This window comes from Streptococcus sp. 2020WUSS084, assembly GCF_044427445.1.
GTDB lineage: Bacteria > Bacillota > Bacilli > Lactobacillales > Streptococcaceae > Streptococcus > Streptococcus suis.
This window is the reverse complement of the sequence record NZ_JAOTGC010000001.1, coordinates 42,662-60,276: the sequence shown is the minus strand read 5'-3', so window position 1 is coordinate 60,276 and position 17,615 is coordinate 42,662. Positions and strand designations below refer to the sequence as shown.

General features: G+C 41.1%; 17 protein-coding genes and 1 pseudogene. 2 read left to right on the top strand and 16 right to left on the bottom strand.

What is annotated here, in order from left to right; genetic code table 11:
- The first annotated feature begins 40 nt into the window (after positions 1-40).
- Positions 41-1,831: an oligoendopeptidase F gene (gene pepF / locus ODU50_RS00305; RefSeq protein ID WP_398581248.1), complete on the top strand. Its 1,791-nt coding sequence runs from the start codon at positions 41-43 to the stop codon at positions 1,829-1,831.
- 139 nt (positions 1,832-1,970) lie between these two features.
- Here the strand turns inward: pepF and ODU50_RS00300 are convergent.
- The 12 genes and pseudogenes from ODU50_RS00300 to ODU50_RS00245 all read right to left on the bottom strand — a co-directional run.
- A pseudogene (locus tag ODU50_RS00300) lies at positions 1,971-2,276 on the bottom strand (MIP/aquaporin family protein); the annotation flags it as partial.
- Between the two features lie 377 nt (positions 2,277-2,653).
- The gene (gene dapA / locus ODU50_RS00295; RefSeq protein ID WP_024400438.1) at positions 2,654-3,589 is read right to left on the bottom strand and encodes a 4-hydroxy-tetrahydrodipicolinate synthase; all 936 of its coding nucleotides are present in this window, start codon (positions 3,587-3,589) and stop codon (positions 2,654-2,656) included.
- A 72-nt stretch (positions 3,590-3,661) separates the two neighbouring features.
- Positions 3,662-4,738, bottom strand: coding sequence for an aspartate-semialdehyde dehydrogenase (locus ODU50_RS00290; RefSeq protein ID WP_014735944.1), 1,077 nt, complete (start codon positions 4,736-4,738; stop codon positions 3,662-3,664).
- A 168-nt stretch (positions 4,739-4,906) separates the two neighbouring features.
- The gene (locus tag ODU50_RS00285; protein WP_105153299.1) at positions 4,907-6,001 is read right to left on the bottom strand and encodes a glycerol dehydrogenase; all 1,095 of its coding nucleotides are present in this window, start codon (positions 5,999-6,001) and stop codon (positions 4,907-4,909) included.
- A gap of 120 nt (positions 6,002-6,121) precedes the next feature.
- Positions 6,122-7,078, bottom strand: coding sequence for an iron-containing alcohol dehydrogenase (locus ODU50_RS00280; RefSeq protein ID WP_105153298.1), 957 nt, complete (start codon positions 7,076-7,078; stop codon positions 6,122-6,124).
- Positions 7,079-7,109: 31 nt separating this feature from the next.
- Positions 7,110-7,778 carry a fructose-6-phosphate aldolase gene (locus ODU50_RS00275; protein WP_024382948.1) on the bottom strand — a complete coding sequence of 223 codons (669 nt, stop codon included), beginning with the start codon at positions 7,776-7,778 and terminating at the stop codon, positions 7,110-7,112.
- A gap of 14 nt (positions 7,779-7,792) precedes the next feature.
- Complete coding sequence (locus tag ODU50_RS00270; RefSeq protein ID WP_024400868.1) at positions 7,793-10,237, bottom strand: glycyl radical protein; 2,445 nt, start codon at positions 10,235-10,237, stop codon at positions 7,793-7,795.
- A gap of 151 nt (positions 10,238-10,388) precedes the next feature.
- Positions 10,389-11,690: a PTS sugar transporter subunit IIC gene (locus ODU50_RS00265; protein ID WP_398581247.1), complete on the bottom strand. Its 1,302-nt coding sequence runs from the start codon at positions 11,688-11,690 to the stop codon at positions 10,389-10,391.
- A 12-nt stretch (positions 11,691-11,702) separates the two neighbouring features.
- Positions 11,703-12,008: a PTS sugar transporter subunit IIB gene (locus tag ODU50_RS00260; protein WP_002935430.1), complete on the bottom strand. Its 306-nt coding sequence runs from the start codon at positions 12,006-12,008 to the stop codon at positions 11,703-11,705.
- Positions 12,009-12,040: 32 nt separating this feature from the next.
- Positions 12,041-12,364, bottom strand: coding sequence for a PTS lactose/cellobiose transporter subunit IIA (locus tag ODU50_RS00255; RefSeq protein ID WP_011922241.1), 324 nt, complete (start codon positions 12,362-12,364; stop codon positions 12,041-12,043).
- A gap of 190 nt (positions 12,365-12,554) precedes the next feature.
- Entirely contained in the window at positions 12,555-13,529 is a 975-nt protein-coding gene (locus tag ODU50_RS00250; protein WP_014735951.1) for a sugar-binding transcriptional regulator, read from the bottom strand.
- Between the two features lie 12 nt (positions 13,530-13,541).
- On the bottom strand, positions 13,542-14,285 hold the full coding sequence (locus tag ODU50_RS00245; protein ID WP_044692996.1) for a DeoR/GlpR family DNA-binding transcription regulator: 744 nt from the start codon (positions 14,283-14,285) through the stop codon (positions 13,542-13,544).
- Between the two features lie 131 nt (positions 14,286-14,416).
- On the opposite strand from ODU50_RS00245, the gene ODU50_RS00240 reads away from it, so the two are divergent.
- Positions 14,417-15,193: a glycyl-radical enzyme activating protein gene (locus tag ODU50_RS00240; RefSeq protein ID WP_024384400.1), complete on the top strand. Its 777-nt coding sequence runs from the start codon at positions 14,417-14,419 to the stop codon at positions 15,191-15,193.
- A gap of 294 nt (positions 15,194-15,487) precedes the next feature.
- Here ODU50_RS00240 and ODU50_RS00235 read toward each other — a convergent pair whose 3' ends face one another.
- The 4 genes from ODU50_RS00235 to ODU50_RS00220 are packed head-to-tail and all read right to left on the bottom strand — an operon-like array spanning position 15,488 to position 17,554.
- The gene (locus tag ODU50_RS00235; RefSeq protein ID WP_105153297.1) at positions 15,488-15,775 is read right to left on the bottom strand and encodes a DUF1905 domain-containing protein; all 288 of its coding nucleotides are present in this window, start codon (positions 15,773-15,775) and stop codon (positions 15,488-15,490) included.
- An 8-nt stretch (positions 15,776-15,783) separates the two neighbouring features.
- Positions 15,784-16,437: a DNA alkylation repair protein gene (locus ODU50_RS00230; protein ID WP_105153296.1), complete on the bottom strand. Its 654-nt coding sequence runs from the start codon at positions 16,435-16,437 to the stop codon at positions 15,784-15,786.
- The gene (locus tag ODU50_RS00225; RefSeq protein ID WP_105153295.1) at positions 16,427-16,936 is read right to left on the bottom strand and encodes a GNAT family N-acetyltransferase; all 510 of its coding nucleotides are present in this window, start codon (positions 16,934-16,936) and stop codon (positions 16,427-16,429) included. Before ODU50_RS00225 ends, ODU50_RS00230 begins: the two co-directional genes overlap by 11 nt.
- Positions 16,937-17,554 (bottom strand): DUF5052 family protein, encoded by a 618-nt coding sequence (locus tag ODU50_RS00220; RefSeq protein ID WP_024400873.1) that lies wholly within the window; start codon positions 17,552-17,554, stop codon positions 16,937-16,939. It abuts the gene before it with no gap.
- Positions 17,555-17,615 lie beyond the last annotated feature (61 nt).

Below are 17,615 nucleotides of genomic sequence, written 5' to 3'. Positions count from 1 at the left end.
TGATATAATGGACCTATTAAAATGAAATAAGGAGAAAATCATGACAAATGCAATGCCTAAACGTCAAGAAATTGATGTGCAATTAACCTGGGATACGGACATTTTATTTCCAACCCCTGACAACTACAAAGAAAATTTGGCAACCTACGCTAAGCAAGTGACAGCTTTCGAATCGAATTACAAAGGTAAGCTAACTGATAAGGATACCATCGTTTCCGCCTTAACAGAATACGAAAAAATCGTTATTCTTGATAGCAGACTTTCCCACTATGCCTTCCTTCCTTTGGAAGTCGATAAGATGAATACTGAATTGGCGAGCCTGGCCAACGAATACGACCTCGTTTCTGCCAAGGCACGTCCTCAACGAGATTTCCTCTATTCAGAACTTGGTCAATTAGATAAAGCATTTCTACTTGAATTAAAAGAGGAACAATCACAATGGGCTGCTTTCTTCGATGCTATTCTCCGTGACAAGCCGCATCAGCTTCATCCGCTACAAGAAGAACTTTTATCAAATTTTGCTCCAACATTTGGTCAGCCCTATAATAACTACGGTGTAACCAAGTTTGAGGATATGACCTTTGAAAACTTCGAGGCAAATGGTCAAACACTCGGTAATAGCTATGTTCTCTTTGAAAATGATTATGAACTCAGCCATGATACCGAAATCCGTCGCAATTCAGCTGCTGGTTTCTATTCAACCTTGAAGAAATACAAGAATACAACTGCAGCAACTTATTTGTCTCATATCAAAAACGAGCAAATCGAAGCTCGTTTGCGTGGTTTTGACAATACGATTGACTTCCTCTTGCACAGTCAAAATGTCTCCCGCGACCTCTTCGACCGTCAGATTGATGTCATCATGAAGGAATTGGCTCCTCACATGCGTCGCTATGTGAAATTGGTTGCCAAGGCTCATGGTTTGGATAAAATCACTCATGCTGACTTGAAAATCAGTCTACCATCTGAATACAACCAACGCATTACTCCAGAAGAATCCAAACAATTCTTGATTGACTGCTTGGGCCTTCTTGGTGAAGATTATGTGAAAATGATTGAACAATCATTTGATGAGCGTTGGATTGACTTCGCTCAAAACGAAGGTAAGGCTACTGGTGGCTTCTGTGCTACTCTTTATGATGGACCATCTTACATCTTACTTTCATGGACAGGTTTGATGAACGAAGTCTTGGTATTGGCTCACGAATTGGGACATGCTGGTCATTTCCAATTAGCTAAGAAACAAAGCGTCCTCAGCTACGATCCATCCCTTTACTTCATCGAGGCACCTTCTACTACTAATGAAGTCCTAACATGTAACACCCTTTTGAAAAACAACCAAAACCCTGGCTTCCAGGCTTACTTGATTAGCGAGTTGATTAGCCGTACTTACTTCCACAACATGGTGACTCACTTGCTTGAAGCAGCCTTCCAACGTGAAGTCTACACTCGTTTGGACAATGAAGAATACCTCAATGGTGATATTCTCTGCCAAATCAAGTTGGATGTCATCAAGGAATTCTGGGGTGAAGACTTTGAAATCGGTGACGATGCAGGTCTTATCTGGATGCGTCAACCACACTACTACATTGGGTTGTATCCATATACCTACTCAGCTGGTTTGACCATCGGTACGGCTATGGCTAAGCAATTGGAAGAACATCCTGAAGAAGTTGTTGAAAAATGGTTGGAAACCTTGTCACTCGGTGCAAGTCTTTCTGCCCAAGACCTTGCTAAACACGCAGGTGTCGATGTTTCAACAGACCAACCACTCAAAGAAACCATCGCCTATGTTGGTTCCTTGGTGGATAAATTGGAATCTCTCATCTAAGACGAATAAAAGGCTTGAACATATTGGTTCAGGTCTTTTTTGTTTGCTTGTTTTCTCCATAAGACCAGTTCCTCCCTTATTTGGTATCTACGTAATAAAAAAACTTCCCTAACCATTGCTGATTAGTGAAGGATATTTCTTAAAAAATGAGACCATATAGGACAGCCGCAAGCAAGCCTCCGATGATGGGACCAACTACTGGTACCCAAGCATAACCTCAATCTGAATCTCCCTTGTGTTTCAACGGAAGAATGGCATGCATGATACGAGGACCAAGGTCATGCGCAGGGTTTAGGGCATATCCTGTTGGACCACCAAGAGAAACTCCTAGGGAAACAATTAAACCGCCGACGATTAAAGTGCCAATCCCTGTTGGAAAATCATACTGACCGAAAGCCAGGAATCCCAAGACCAAAACAAAGGTTCCGATTGCTTCGCTAATTGTAAATGTCCCCTAGACGTTGTTCGCTCCCTTATTTCAAGGCTCACCTTAAATTACTTCGCTTTTTTATTTTCAAGCTCAGGTAAGAATAGTCCACTGGACTAGCTCGCCTTCGTATTTTTGGGCTCGGGTCTTCTGTGGTCACTTTCGTATTTCTTGGTGACCATCTGAAACAGTTCCCCGAACAAGCCTCGCTTTCATATTTTCAGGCTCGCGTTAAAACAGTCTATCCGTAGACTGCCCTCGCTTTCGAATTTTTGGGGCTCGGGTCTTCTGTGGTCACTTTCGTATTTCTTGGTGACCAGCTGAAACAGTTCCCCGAACAAGCCTCGCTTTCGTATTTTCAGGCTCGGGTTAAAACAGTCACTTCCCTGACTGTTTTAATAATCTGGTCGTACGACTCCTGTCACAGTCGCTTTAGTTGCTTCGTAGTCGCCGTCAACGACTACTTTGATAATGCGTTTGGCATCTTCTTCTGGGCATGGAACCAACGGCAAGCGGAGTGGACCAACTTCAAATCCAAGATAGTTGAGAACTGCCTTAACTGGTGCAGGACTTGGATATGAGAAGAGGGCATTGACTTTCGGAATGAATTTGCGTTGAATAGCAGCTGCTGTTCGAATATCTTGTTGTTCGATGGCTGTAAACATTTCATACATCTCATCACCATTCGTGTGAGATGCAACAGAAATCACACCATCTGCCCCCAAGTTCATTGCATGGAAAGCATCGCCATCCTCACCTGTATAAATCAAGAAGTCGTCAGGTCTATGCTCAATTAGGTAAGCCATGTTGGCAAGGCTTGTACACTCTTTAACACCGATGATGTTTGGATGTTCAGCCAAACGTAACATGGTTTCTGGCGTCATTTCAACCACGACACGACCTGGGATATTGTAGATAATGATTGGCAAATCAGAGGCATCCGCAATAGCCTTGAAGTGCTGATACATTCCCTCTTGAGAGGGTTTGTTGTAATATGGCACAATGGCAAGACCTGCCGCAAAGCCGCCGAATGCCGCCACTTCTTTGGCAAACTCAATCGAGTCGCGCGTATCGTTTGTACCAATACCTGCAATCAAGGGAACACGACCGTTGACAATTTTTTGCACAGCACCAAATAGTTCCAGTTCTTCCTCGTGTGTCAGGGTTGGACTTTCGGCAGTTGTTCCTGCTAATAAAATCCCTTCTGTGTGATGGGACAACAGATGCTCAATCAATTCGGGTAAAACTTCAAAATTAATCGAGCCATCTTCTTTGAAAGGGGTAATCATTGCTGTAATAATTTTTACATCACGTAAATCTTGAATAGACATAGGCTTCCTCACTTACTGATTGTTGCTAAAAAAGGCTGAGTGCAGCCTTTTGTGTACTTTGGATTAATGAAATTATTTCAATTCAAATTTCAAGTCTGCCGTTGGACGAACTAGACCACGCTCATGAAGAGTTTCAGCGATTTGAACAGAGTTCCATGCAGCACCTTTGAGCAAGTTGTCAGAAACAACCCACATGTGAATACCGTTTTCCTTATCCAAATCTTTACGGATACGACCAACAAAGGTATCACGGCTACCAACAGCATTAATGGCTTGCGGATAAATTTGATTAGCCACATCGTCTTCTAAAACAGCCCCTGGGAAGGATGCAATAGCTGCCTTCACTTCATCAATCGGTGCAATTTCTTTAGTTTCAATGTAAACAGACTCAGAGTGAGCTGACAAGACTGGAATACGGACGCAGGTTGCAGAAACGGCAATGCTGTCATCTTCCATGATTTTCTTAGTCTCTTTTGTCATCTTCATCTCTTCATAAGTGTAGTCATTTTCAGTGAAGAGGTCGATTTGCGGAATAGCATTGAAACCGATTGGGTAGTGCTTCTTATCGCCACCAGAAGGGAGAATATTCGCTTCTACCGCTTTTGGTTCCACGCCATCATTCAAGACAGAACGAAGCTGAGCTTGTGTTTCCAAGATAGCTCCCATACCTGCTCCAGAGACTGCCTGATAGGTGGATACGATGATCCGCTCCAAGCCCCATTTCTGACGAACAGGCTCCAAGGCAACCATCATTTGAATGGTTGAGCAGTTTGGACAAGCAATGATACCATTGTGGGCATCAAGCGCGTGAGCATTTACCTCAGGAACAACCAGAGGAACATCTGGATTTTGACGGAAGTAAGAGGTATTGTCAACTACTACAGCTCCTGCTTTTACAGCGTAAGGAGCGTACTTGGCAGATGTAGAGCCACCAGCTGAGAAGAGGGCAATATCCACTCCTTCAAAGGCTGTTTCTGTTGTTTCTTCAATGACAATATCCTGCCCCTTAAACTGCAAGGTCTTGCCTGCTGAACGGGCAGAAGCAAGGAAACGTACTTTCTCGATTGGAAGTGTTGACTCTTCCAACATTTTAATCATTTGGGCACCAACTGCACCAGTGGCACCAACAACAGCTACTACATAGGCCATAGAAATCTCCTTTAAGTCAATTCTTCAAAATTTTCTAAATATTTTATATTTAACAATTATATCATAATTTTTTCAAATGAAAAGCCCTGAGAAAGAATTTCCCAAGGCAATTACTTCGAACCTATATTCACCAGTTTAGATGGACATGCTCAACTGTGAATGCTCTTCTTATTTATCTAACGAGCGAACATAGTAGTCAACAGCCATCAGAGCTTCTGCAACGTCTTCTGCTGAAATAGCAAATGGCATACCGTGAATTGTTTCTCCTTCAATCGTCGCTTGTTGGCCGACTTTCAATAGATCTTCATAGCTAGCATCAGCCAAATGTAACTCCTCCAAAGTTGTTGGAAGATTCAAGGCTTGATAGAAACGGATGTATTTTTCCAATTCTTCTTTCGGACGGTTTTCCAAAAAGAGCTGGGTCAAGGTCCCATAAGCCACTTTTTCACCATGTGTCAAATGGTGAATGTCTCCCTCCAAGGCGGTGAATCCATTGTGTATCGCATGCGCCGCAGCCAAACCTGCACTTTCAAAGCCTAAACCACTTAGCAAGGTATTGGCTTCAACAATATTCTCTAAAGCAGCTGTCACAACCTTGGCTTCACAGCTGGCCATGGCTTGAAGTCCGTATTCAAAGAGTGTTTGTTCACAGGTTTGTGCAATAGCGATACCAGCAAGTGTCTGACCTCCTCCTGCCATTGTTGTTCCGTTGCTTTGTAAAATAGCACGCGCTTCTACCCACGTCGCCAAGCCATCCGCAATACCAGAAGCCAAAAGACATGGCGGTGCTTGACAAATAATCGCTGTATCTACCAAGACAAGATCTGGATTTTTCTTATAGAAAATATAGCGTTCAAACGCCCCTTCTTCAGAATAAATGACAGATAAAGCAGATGTCGGAGCATCTGTTGAAGCAATAGTTGGAGCAATGACAACTGGCACCCCTAGTAAATCAGCAATCGCCTTGGCTGAGTCAATCGTCTTGCCACCACCTAGGCCGATTACGACATCACTAGCCTGTTCTTTTCCGATTTCTACGACGCGTTGGATTTCCTTATCAGATGCTTCTCCATTAAAGGCAACACGATGGACTTGCATCCCTTCTTCAACGAGATAGGACAAAAACTTCTCACCGACAATCCCATATACTAAATCATCACAAAGAATCAAAGGCTTTGTTCCTAATTTTCCGATAGCTTCTGCACCTTGGAAAAGGACATGTTTACCTTGAATATAGCGAGATGGACTTGCAAATACTTTCATAAGAATTCCTCCTTGAAATAATAGATAGTGTTATATTGAGTAATAAACGACAGTTAGCATTGCCGAAAGCAAGAGGCATGAGCCCGTATTTTAAATATTGCTATTGTACAGCGATGCCTACTAGCAACGTGTCGAGCCATCTTCTCCCATCTCTAGTGCAATTTCCTTTAAAACTGCCTCCAGCGACAATAGATTGCTAGAGTTGGCAGACAAAAGCAACTGTTGACTCCACTTCAGCCTGGCTTGAAATTCTTCTGATTCCTGTGTCAAATAGGTCAGAAGCAAGTAGAGGACAACATTTCGTTTCAATGGCTCATCCAACAAATCCTCTCTTCTTTCGCTGAGCTTTGATTCTATTTGTTGAATCACGTCCCAAGCATCACTAGGTAGGTCTAATGTTACACAAGTAGAAAGAACTTCTAAGACATCTTGTACTTCTTTTGATAATATCCGAGCTTCAAAATTCTCTATAGCTTGAAGACTACCTCTTAATAAAACGCTTTCAAAACTTCTGATAAGAATATCATCTACCAAGCTGAATAGATGATTTCTTTTTACTTCTTTTATGGCTGCTAGATAAAGAAGAGTATTGACCACTCCATTTATCAACTCCGAGGTAGGTTGTGTCAATAATTGCTTCCTATCCGCTATAATTAGCTGGATGGACTCATTAAACAATGGTCGCTCTCTTTTCTTATTTTCCACCGATACCCAAGGTAGAGTGGTAAACGGTGAAGTCGGTATAAGAACAGCTGGCAAGTCTAGTAAATCTGCAACAGCCTTTGTACAAGCTGCTACAGAACTATTACCAATGCCAATAATATGGTCTGCACGATGTTGGAAACCAACTTCCCCACATTCTTCAACCGAGTTCTGATCCCACTCCTCCATATAGGCTATTTTAACAATAAGTCCATGACAAGTTAAAACTTTCACAAAACTTTCTATAGTCGTATTATACTCCTGTTTTGCACATAAAACAAGGGGGCGATGACCTATTTTCAAAATGTCAATCGCACAAGTGTCTAAAAGATGATTTCCTTGGATAGTGCGTGAAAGACCTGAGAATTGTTTCATAGTGCCCCCTTATTTTATAATATAGAGATGTTTAGATAGTATACCTTCCATGAATGGCAGACCAATCATCTGCAAAATCATTTACCGCCTTTTCAATGGATGGCATAGAAAAGGCTGCTTCAAATATATCTGCACCTGCCGTAATAGCCTGCGCCCCATTTGCAAATGCTTGGTTCACTTGATCAACATTTTTGAATGACGCCGCTAAAATTTTACTTTCCGAACACTCCCTATCAATCGCTTCTGATAACTGAGCGATGACCGCGTTCGAATCAATATTCAGATTGGCCATGCGATTGTAGTACGGCGCTAAGTAATCTGCACCCGCTTCAATAGCTAACAAGCCCTGAAAAACGGTATAAATCGCTGTTGCTGTAATCTGATAACCTTGCGCTTTCAATGTTTTCATAGCAGCCAAACCAGCAGGCGTTACCGGAACCTTAATATAGACATTTTCCGGTGCCAATTCACGAATTTTTTTAGCGTCTGCCAAAATCCCTTCATAATCCTTTGCCACAACTTGCACATGTAGTGAAGCATTTGGACCGATGATGTCACGGATAAGGTGCAAACGTTCAAAAAAGTCAATATCACCTTCTTTCTTCGCAATCGTTGGGTTTGAGGTCACCCCCGCAAGGGGTAAAACCTCAGCCCATTTTCGTATTTCTTCTATATTTAAGGTGTCCAGCATGAATTCCATAATAATAACCTCTTTTACAATGTATGTTCTGTACGACCAATGATGTCGTCTTGTGTTGCTCTCGACAATACATTGAAGAATGCTGAATAACCTGCTACACGGACAATCAAATCACGGTGTTTTTCAGGATGTAGTTGTGCATCAATCAAGGTTTCTCGAGAGACAACATTGTACTGAATATGATAGCCATGCAAGCGGTTAAAGAATGTCCGCAAGAGGGCAATTAATTTTTGTTTGTCTTCTTCTTTGGCAAGTGTTTGTGGATTGACCTTCTGATTGAGCAGAACGCCTCCAACAATTTCATGCGTTGGTAATTTGGCAACTGATTTCAAAACGGATGTCGGTCCATTTTTATCCATATTATGTGATGGAGAACAACCTTCTGCCAACGGTGTACCTGCATTTCGACCATCTGGAGTTGCCAAGGTACCACGCCCCTGTCCAACGTTGGCTGAAATGGATGATGTACCTGAATAACGGATACCACCAATCGGACCACGACCAAAGCGAGTGTTTGGATATTTGGCAATCTCATCGATATAAATATCATACGCTGCTGTTACCAATTGGTCTGCATAATCATCATCGTTACCATATTTTGGTGCATCTTCAATCAACATTTCCTGGATTTCTTTACCACGCTCCCCAGCATAGTCTGTTTCCAAGGCATGCCATAATTCTTCTGGAGTCAATCGTCCTTCTTCAAAGACTAATTTTTTGATTGCTGCTAGAGAATCAGATAAATTGGCAATGCCAACCTGCAGACCAGAAATGTAATCGTAAATCGCTCCACCTTCTTTCAGGTGCTTACCACGACCGATACAGTCATCTGTCAGAGCTGAGCAGAGAATGTCTGGTACTTCTCTTTCTAAAGCAATGTCAATTGCATTTTCAACGATGACACTCATCCGTGTTAGATGACGAAGCGTCTTTTCCCATGCCGTTTCAAGCTCTTCAAAGGATTTCATATCTTTGAAGTGACCAAAGGCTGGTGCAAACCGTTTGCCTGATGCAGGATCGATACCATCATTCATGGTAATCAATAAAACTTTCGGGAAGTTCATATAGCTCATACCTGTACAACGGTATCCCCATTTACCAGGAACAGCCGTTTCTACACAGCCAATCGCACTGTAGTCATAGGCATCTTCTTCCAAGACACCTTTCTCGATAAAGGATGGAATGATAATTTCATCGTTGTTGAAGGCAGGCATACCAAAACCAAGTTTCATGACTTCAATACATTCATTCATGAAACGAGCATCTAGACCTGCATGATAGCGAACAGTCAAGTTTGGCTGTGGCAGGTGTGTTTGGGCAACAGATTTCAATACTAAGTAAGAAAGTGGATTGACAGCATCCTTCTTATCACGTGTTTGTCCACCAATGGTTACATTTTGGTATAGTGGACTACCAGCAGATGAGAAGGTATGTGATTGACTACGAACCTTGTTGATCGTAATGGTCTTAATCCACAAGTTAGTCAAGCGTTCGACGATGCTGTCTTCCGTTTCACGTCCTGCTTCTAAATCAGCTTTCACATACGGATACATGTATTGGTCGAAACGTCCATAGGATAGAGAATGTCCATTGGACTCGATTTGCAAGATACACTGGATAAACCAGACCGATTGCACTGCCTCTGCAAATGTTTCAGCAGGTTCATACGGTACCTTCGCACAAATACGAGCAATCTCCAGTAGTTCTTGACGGCGTTGAGCGGTGGGAGCTTTCTCTGCCAATTCAGTAGCCAAGGCGACAAAACGATCTGCGTATGCTTTCACCGCATCAATGATGATAAAGATTGAGTCATAGAAATGATATTTATCAATACTTGCAGGATCCGTCAAATCGAGATTAGCCTTTGCTACACGAACTCGCTCCTCAAAACCACGCAAACCTTGTTCCAATACCTTTTGGTAATTGACAGCCAAGTGGGCATCGCCAGAGTTCATCTTACCTTCCATACCAAAGAAGCCAGTTTCCATATAAACTTGGACTTCTTCTGGAAGCAAGACACCTGCACGTGAACGAAGATTATTCTTTTCCCAGAATGGAGCGATGCTGCGCAACTGCTCCTTAGTTTCCTCGGTAATATAGAAGACATCCCCATCCCGTTTTTCGAATAAATCCAATTCATTCAATACAAACTCCAAGGTATATTCTGGGAAGATGGGAGCATCTTTATTTGAAGAAGCTTGGTTACCTGCAATCAGACTTTCTTCTTCAATATAAAGCGTCATGTTCTCCAATATTTCCTTGAGCATATAGGCCCTTTTTAATACATTGGGCTTCTCTCTATGTTCTTGATAGGCTTTTGTTGCTAAAACAGCCCGTTCCGCGTCAATATAGGGCTTCTTATCAAGGACATCTTCTCTGTATTTGTTCATCCGATCAGTCAGACTTCCAAAATACTCAGTTTTAATGCTAGTGCCAGCTACTTCAGTCACTGTTTTCATAGTTTTACCCTTTCTTTCGAAACTCAATTTTGTTTCGTTTGTAAATTAAGTATATCCTGTAATAGGGGGTATTGTCAATTGATGCTAGTGAGAGCTAAGATTTCCGAAGCCGGCTGCACATTTGTGCAACTCTTTTGTCTGACATCATTGACTAAACTGGTTCTTTCATTTCACTTTCATAGGCAATCTTATCTTGGATTTTGAAGAATGGGAAATAAACAATAGTTGAGACAGCTAAAATAATGATTTGAACAACTGCACCTTGCCAACCACCCACCATAAAACCAGAAATGATTGCTGGGGTAGACCATGGTAGGGTCACACCTGAAAATGGTTGCATAAAGCCTATTGAGATTGCACCGTAGACAATGAAAGCAGCTATGATCGGTACCAAGACAAATGGTAAGAACATAACAGGATTCATCACAATTGGAAAACCAAAGACGACTGGTTCATTTACGTTAAAGAGTGCAGGAAAGGCCGCTACCTTACCAAGAGCCTTATATTGTTTTGATTTAGCGGCAAATAGCATTGCAAAAACAATACCGAAGGTAATACCTGAACCTGACATAATCAAGAAACTATCTAAGAATTGTTGGGTCACGATGTGGGCACCATTTTCCAGAGACAATTTATCTGCTGCTAAAAGGGCCTTATTGGCATCGAGGTTTGACAATAGTAAAGCAGTAACGACACCATTGACAACTGACTGGCCATGTACTCCAAACCACCAGAGGAAGGAAATGAAGAAAGCAATTCCAATCGCACCTGGTAATGAACCAGTCAAACCTTGTAGTGGCACTTGAATCACATCGTAAATCATTTCAATGAATGTACCACCGTTTGTCGCCATCTTGGAAACAATATAGACAATCATAGATAGCAAAAAGATGACAAAAGCTGGAATCATAGCTTCAAACTGCTTGGCAATAGCTTGCGGTACTTGTTCAGGCATCTTGATAACAATATGACGCTGAATAAAAGTCGTATAGATAGCGCCCGCTACCAAACCAATAATAATTGCACCGATAATTCCTTGACCACCAAACCATACTTTTGCGATGGCATCACCGATTGGTTCTCCATCAACTGGAATATAAGATGATTTCAAGAGGATAAAGAATGAAGACAAGGACAGTACGCCCGCAGGGAGAGGCTCAACTCCACTATTTTTGGCGTAAGAATAACCAATCGCAAAACAAGAAATCAAGCCCATAATCGCAAAGGTTCCGCTATAGACTTGCATAAACGGTTCAGTCCATTCCGCTCCAAATATAGAAGCTATTGCAGCATTTAAGCCTTCAAAAGGCAACTGCCCCAAAATTAAGAAAATACTACCGACTACTGTTAAAGGTAAGATAGCCAACATACCATCTTTTAGAGCGATGATCCCTTTCATATTCACAAATTTCATGATTGGGACAATAATTTTTTGTGTATCAATTTTGGACATGACCATACTCCTTTATGAAACCATGCTGAGTGCCAATTGAAGAACTTTTTTCCCGTCCAACATCCCGTAGTCTGCCATTGGAATCACGGCAATAGGGACTTGCTTTTCATCACAGAGCGCTTTTGACTTATCAAGCGTATATGCTACTTGTGGTCCCAGTAAAGCTACATCGATTTCGTCAAGATAATCTGCAATTTTCCCTTGGGAATGCGCGTCGATTTCTACTTCGACACCTGCGTCTGCTGCTGCAATCTTCATGTTGTTTACCAACATGCCTGTAGAAAAACCAGCGGCACAAAATAGAGCGATTTTAACCATTTCGGTTTCCTCCTAAATATAATTTTTTTGTTTTAGCCAACTTTTTTTAGTTCTTTCCGCAAATCAATGATTTCTTTAATCAAATTGATCTCTGTAATAGATGTCATCAAATGATCTTGCGAATGGACAAATAGTGCTGTAATATCAGATTTTGCTCCACCAGCTTCCTGTGCTAAGAATTTTGTCTGCATATTGTGAGCTTCTAATAATGCTGCATCTGCCAATTCTAATTCCTCTTCTGCTCGCTCTTCTTCACCTGCTTTGACAAGCGACAAAGCTTGGTAGGCGTGACTTTTCGCATCTCCAGCATAAATAATCAATCCCATGATCAATTGATCTGCAACAATCATTTCCATTTCTTTTTCCTCCGATTTGTTTTATTTGTAAGTTATTATATTTCTTTCGTAAGTAAATCATATCATTTTCTCTTTATAGCGTAAATATATTTATAGAACATTTTCTGTTTTAATTTATTTGTGCACTTTTGTGCATTTTTTTGGGGATGAAAAAATACTTCAACCACCTTTAAGCGATTGAAGTACTCTCTTACAAATTTGTATGGACATGCACATCATTATCCAGTTCTAAAACTTTTACGATGGTTCGTTCATCTGTTACCAGATGATGAATGTAGCCAGCTCGCAATACAGCTAAAATGGCTTGAGCCTTTTCCTCCCCATATGCAAGAGCTATTGTATCTGGGACTTCTTTTAAATCATCTAAAGAGATGGCAATGGTCCTCTTTTGCAAATCCTCCACGACAGCTTGACCGTATTGATTCAGACCACGACAGCAGGTTTCACCGACTGCACCTTCATCTGACAAGGCTTGAAAATCAGCCGTCGTCAACATATCTAACCATTGACGATTTTTTTCATCGACTCGACCGCCAATACCTATTGCTGCTACATCTAAGTCCTTCCAGTCAGCACGTAGCTCCTCGAAATATTTAGAAGAAAGAATACCTTGAGCAAGTTCTTGATTCTCCTGGATAATCGTCGCATTGATAAAACTACATTCTCCACGAAATTTATTGGCCATATCGTAAATCAGAGTATTCACATGATAACGTGCGTGGATATGACTTGGACCGCCAGCTATTGGAACAAATTTGACACCTTTCATACGATGATTCCCTATCTTATCTACAATAAGACTGAGGCTTCTCCCCCATGAAAAACCAACTTTCTTTCCATCATCAATTAGATTGGTAAGCATATCGGCTGCAGCCTGTGCCAGACGATTTTCTAAATCAAGCTGGTCCTCATCGGTGCTGTTTTCAACCAGTTCTAAACCTTTTAATCCATATTTTTCTTGAACATATTTTTCTAGTCGATATAGGCGCCTATCAAAATCTTGAATTTCTATTTTTACAATGCCTTCTGACTTAGCCTTGGTCAACATTCTACTGACTGTCGTTCTATAAATCCCTGTCTCAGCAGCAATCTCAGCTTGGCTTTTCCCCTCTTCGTAGTAAAGATAGGCTATTTTTGCCAACTGCCTTCTTTTTTCTTGCTTCATACTGCCCCCAACCTAAACTAGCCTTACTGTGACTCTAGCATTTTCTAATTCCTTGACAAGATTTTCAGAAATCGACGTATCTGTAATGACCTGAGCAACTTGACTTAAACCAAATCTGCGTACTGTCCCTCGTTTTGTAAATTTACTAGAATCTGTTAGCACAATCATGTTTTCAGCAACGTCAGACATGTACTGTACTACTTCGCTTCGCATTAAGTTTTTACCTGTAAAACCATGCTCACTATCATAGCCGTCAGTCCCTACAAAAGCCTTATCAACATGGAAAAACTGAATCATTTTATGCAAGAGCGGCCCAACAGTTACTTGGGAATCTTTTTGAAACTCACCACCCAATAAAATAATCTGACAGCTATCATATTGTCGCACATAATTGGCTATAAAATAAGAATTTGTTATGATGGTCACATTTCTCTTGGTTTTGCAAATTTCTTCTGCCAAGAGAGCACAAGTTGACCCAGACTCTATCATAATCGTTTCATTGTCTGCAATAAGATTTGCTGCTTCTTTTGCAATTCGTTTTTTTACGTCATAGCGAAAGGACATCCGAATATTAAGGTCATCGCCACTATTTAAAACAGCATAGCCGTGTTCTCTACGTAATAAACCTTTTGATTCTAACTTATCCAAATCTTTACGGATGGTTACCTTAGAAACGTCCAGTTGCTCCGCCAAACTATTGACATCTATTTTTTCATGTTGTGACACCAGTTGTATAATTTTATCTAATCGTTCCATTTCATCACCTCATCATTATTCTATCAAATTTTGACTCTTTTTCAACTATTTGCAACCTTTCAACTTACGTTCGTAATTGTAAAACTTTCTTTTGTGTGATAAAATCAAATTAATCGAAAAGGAGAAAGAGCATGAATACACGAAAAGGCATTATTTTTAACATTCAACATTTTTCACTCCATGACGGTCCTGGTATACGTACAACGGTTTTCTTGAAAGGCTGCCCCCTACGTTGTCCTTGGTGTGCAAATCCAGAATCTCAAAAACGAAAACCTGAACCCATGCTTGATGCTGTTAGTAAAAAAATGACCATCATGGGAGAAGAAAAATCTGTTGATGACATCATATCCGAAGTCATGAAAGATATTGATTTTTATGAAGAATCTGGTGGTGGGCTCACGCTGTCTGGCGGAGAAATTTTTGCCCAATATGAGTTTGCGAAAGCTATTCTTATGGAGGCAAAAAAACACGGCCTTCATACCGCTATTGAAACCACCGCTTTCGTAGAACACCGCAAATTTGTTGACCTTATCCAATACGTTGACTTTATCTATACTGATTTAAAACATTACAATACAATTTCTCATAGAAAAGTCACCGGCGTCAACAATAACCTCATCATACAAAATATCCAATACGCCTTTTCCATCGGAAAAGAAATCGTCCTACGTATCCCTGTTATCCCTGACTTTAATAATTCCCTCGAAGATGCTGAACAATTCGCCTGTCTCTTTAATCAACTCAAGATTGACAAAGTTCAACTACTCCCCTTCCATCAATTTGGAGAAAATAAGTATAAGCTTCTCAATCGAACCTATGCTATGACTGATGTCAAGGCTCTCCATCCAGAAGATTTAAAAGACTATCAAGCAATCTTCATCAAACATAATATCAACTGCTATTTCTAACTTTGAGAAATACAAAAACTTCCTCGGCTGAGCCAATAGCATTCCTATAGAAATACATACTGAAATATGCTTCCGATAGATTATCTGAAGCATATTAGTATGCAAAAAAAGCCCACCTCAAGGGTGGGCAAGGGCATCGTTTCCGATGAGAATAGAAGGTTCACACAACTATTCAAGGTCCGCTCCTGCGTTTCAATTAAATGAAGACCTCCCTAGCGTCGAATGTGACAAAGTCACTACTCGGCTCATCGCATGAATCTATTCTACCATAATCTCAAGGATTTGCAAGCCTGATTACTCCATTCGTTCTTGAATGGTTACTTGTACTCTATCACCAGCCTGTTTTCCAATAGTCGCTCGAATAGCCTTTTGAACGCCAATAATGTAACAGATATTGCCTACTTCATCCTTAACTCCCATATTGACAATGGAGCCATCATAGGGATGACCATCAAATCTGGCATGTACCTTTACCCTCCCCTTGCCAAACTCTTCTCGTATATCATAGGGAAAGATGACATAGGCTCCACCCTTATCTGGTACTGGATGGATAAGGGCTTCAAATTCATAGACTTTAGACATGGCTCCTCCTAGATGTACTTACTAGCCTCACGGATGGACAAGCCTGCCATTTGAGAACAATATTTGTCAAGGAAAGTCCGCACCCAGTCCGGATTGGTCTTAGAATAATCCCGTAAGCTCCATCCAATTGCCTTGTTGATGAAAAACTCTGTCTGATTGAGATTATTGACCAGGATTTTCTCCAACAGCTCCGTATCCGTCTTTTCTTTCTGCAAGAGTTGGTGGTCAATGGCAATCCGTCTCAGCCAGAAATCGTCATCAAGACTCCATTCCAAAATGGTCTGCTTGGCCTCTGGATTGTCCAAAACAATCTTACCGACTAGTTTATCTAATCCATCAATACTATCCCACCAAGACTTGCTTTGAGCCAGTTTTTTCAAGCGGGGTAGGTCAGCTAAGACTAGATCTTTTTTCTTGGTGACCAGGTAATCAATGGCGATATATTGAAATTCACGATAGGGCTTAGACCAGCAAGCCTCAATAAATTCCCAGTCAATTCTCTGAGCCTTAGATTCTTTGAAAAATTGCCTAGCAATTTTTCGTCGATCAGGTGTCCGAACACCTAGAAAGTCAAAGTGATTCTTCATATAGGCTTTCATAGGCTGGGCCTGACTGGCATCCGCCACAGCCAACAAGCGTTTTTCTAATTCTTCAATTTTCATTTTGCTTACCTACAAGAGATTTTTGAAGCCAGACAATATCATGCCATGTATCAAATTTATAACCAACTTTTTTGAAATGAGCTACCTGTTCATAGCCTCTCTTCTCATGGAGTGCTATAGAGGCTGGGTTTGGTAGGGCAATGCAGGCTAAGAAATTTTTAAAACCACGCGCGTTCAGTTCCCTTTCCAAAGCATTGTAGAGAAGAGTTCCAATTCCTTTTCCACGTGCTTCTTGCTGAATATATACAGATAATTCCACCGTCCAATCGTAAGCCGCACGGGCATAGTAGGTTGAAGCATAGGCATACCCTACAAGAGCTCCCTCTTCAACTGCGACCAGATAGGGAAACTTCTCCAAGGTCTTTTCAATTCGACTTGCAAAGGCTTCGACAGTCGGCACTTCTGTTTCAAAGGTAATAGCGGTCTTTTCTACATAAGGAGCATAAATTGCCACAAGGTCTGCAGCATCCTCTATCCTTGCGGAACGAATTTCTATCATCTAGTTCTCCAATAATTCTCTATCATAAATGGTATAGTCACAACGATAGATAATCAACCGTTTACCGTCAATCAAGAGTTCAGAAGTCTTAGGTGCATCAGATGCATAAAGAGATACTTTATCACCTACATAAGTAGCAAGCGGTGTTCCGTTTTGCGAACGAATCAAAACCACCTTTGCCTTACCTGTAAAATCATTTTTGAGACTAGATACCATACGGTTAACAAGCGGAATTGCACGATCGTAATTTGCAATATCTACTGTGGTCTGATATTTCGCATACAAGTCTTCCAAACCTTCTTCTGCTGCAATCAAAGATGAGCCTACGTGGTCAATTTCGTAATTCCCAAGTGTCACCTTCAAGACAGACGAATCCGCATTGGAATAGCCTTCGGCATCCACCGAGTCAAATTCCTGATTCCGCGAAATCGATAGGGACTTACCAGACATTTCATCTATCAATTGAGAATTTTCATCGTATGTCCGTACCGTCATCTCCAAACCAATCCATTCTTCCTTGGTATTTTTCCACCAGTTAGAAATTGACTGACAGGCAGACAAACTAACAAGGCTCAAACCAAGAACAACAGATAACATGATTTTCTTTTGCAATTTCATATAATAGTCCTCCAACATATTTTAATTATTATATCACGGAATACAAAAACCGAGAAAAAAT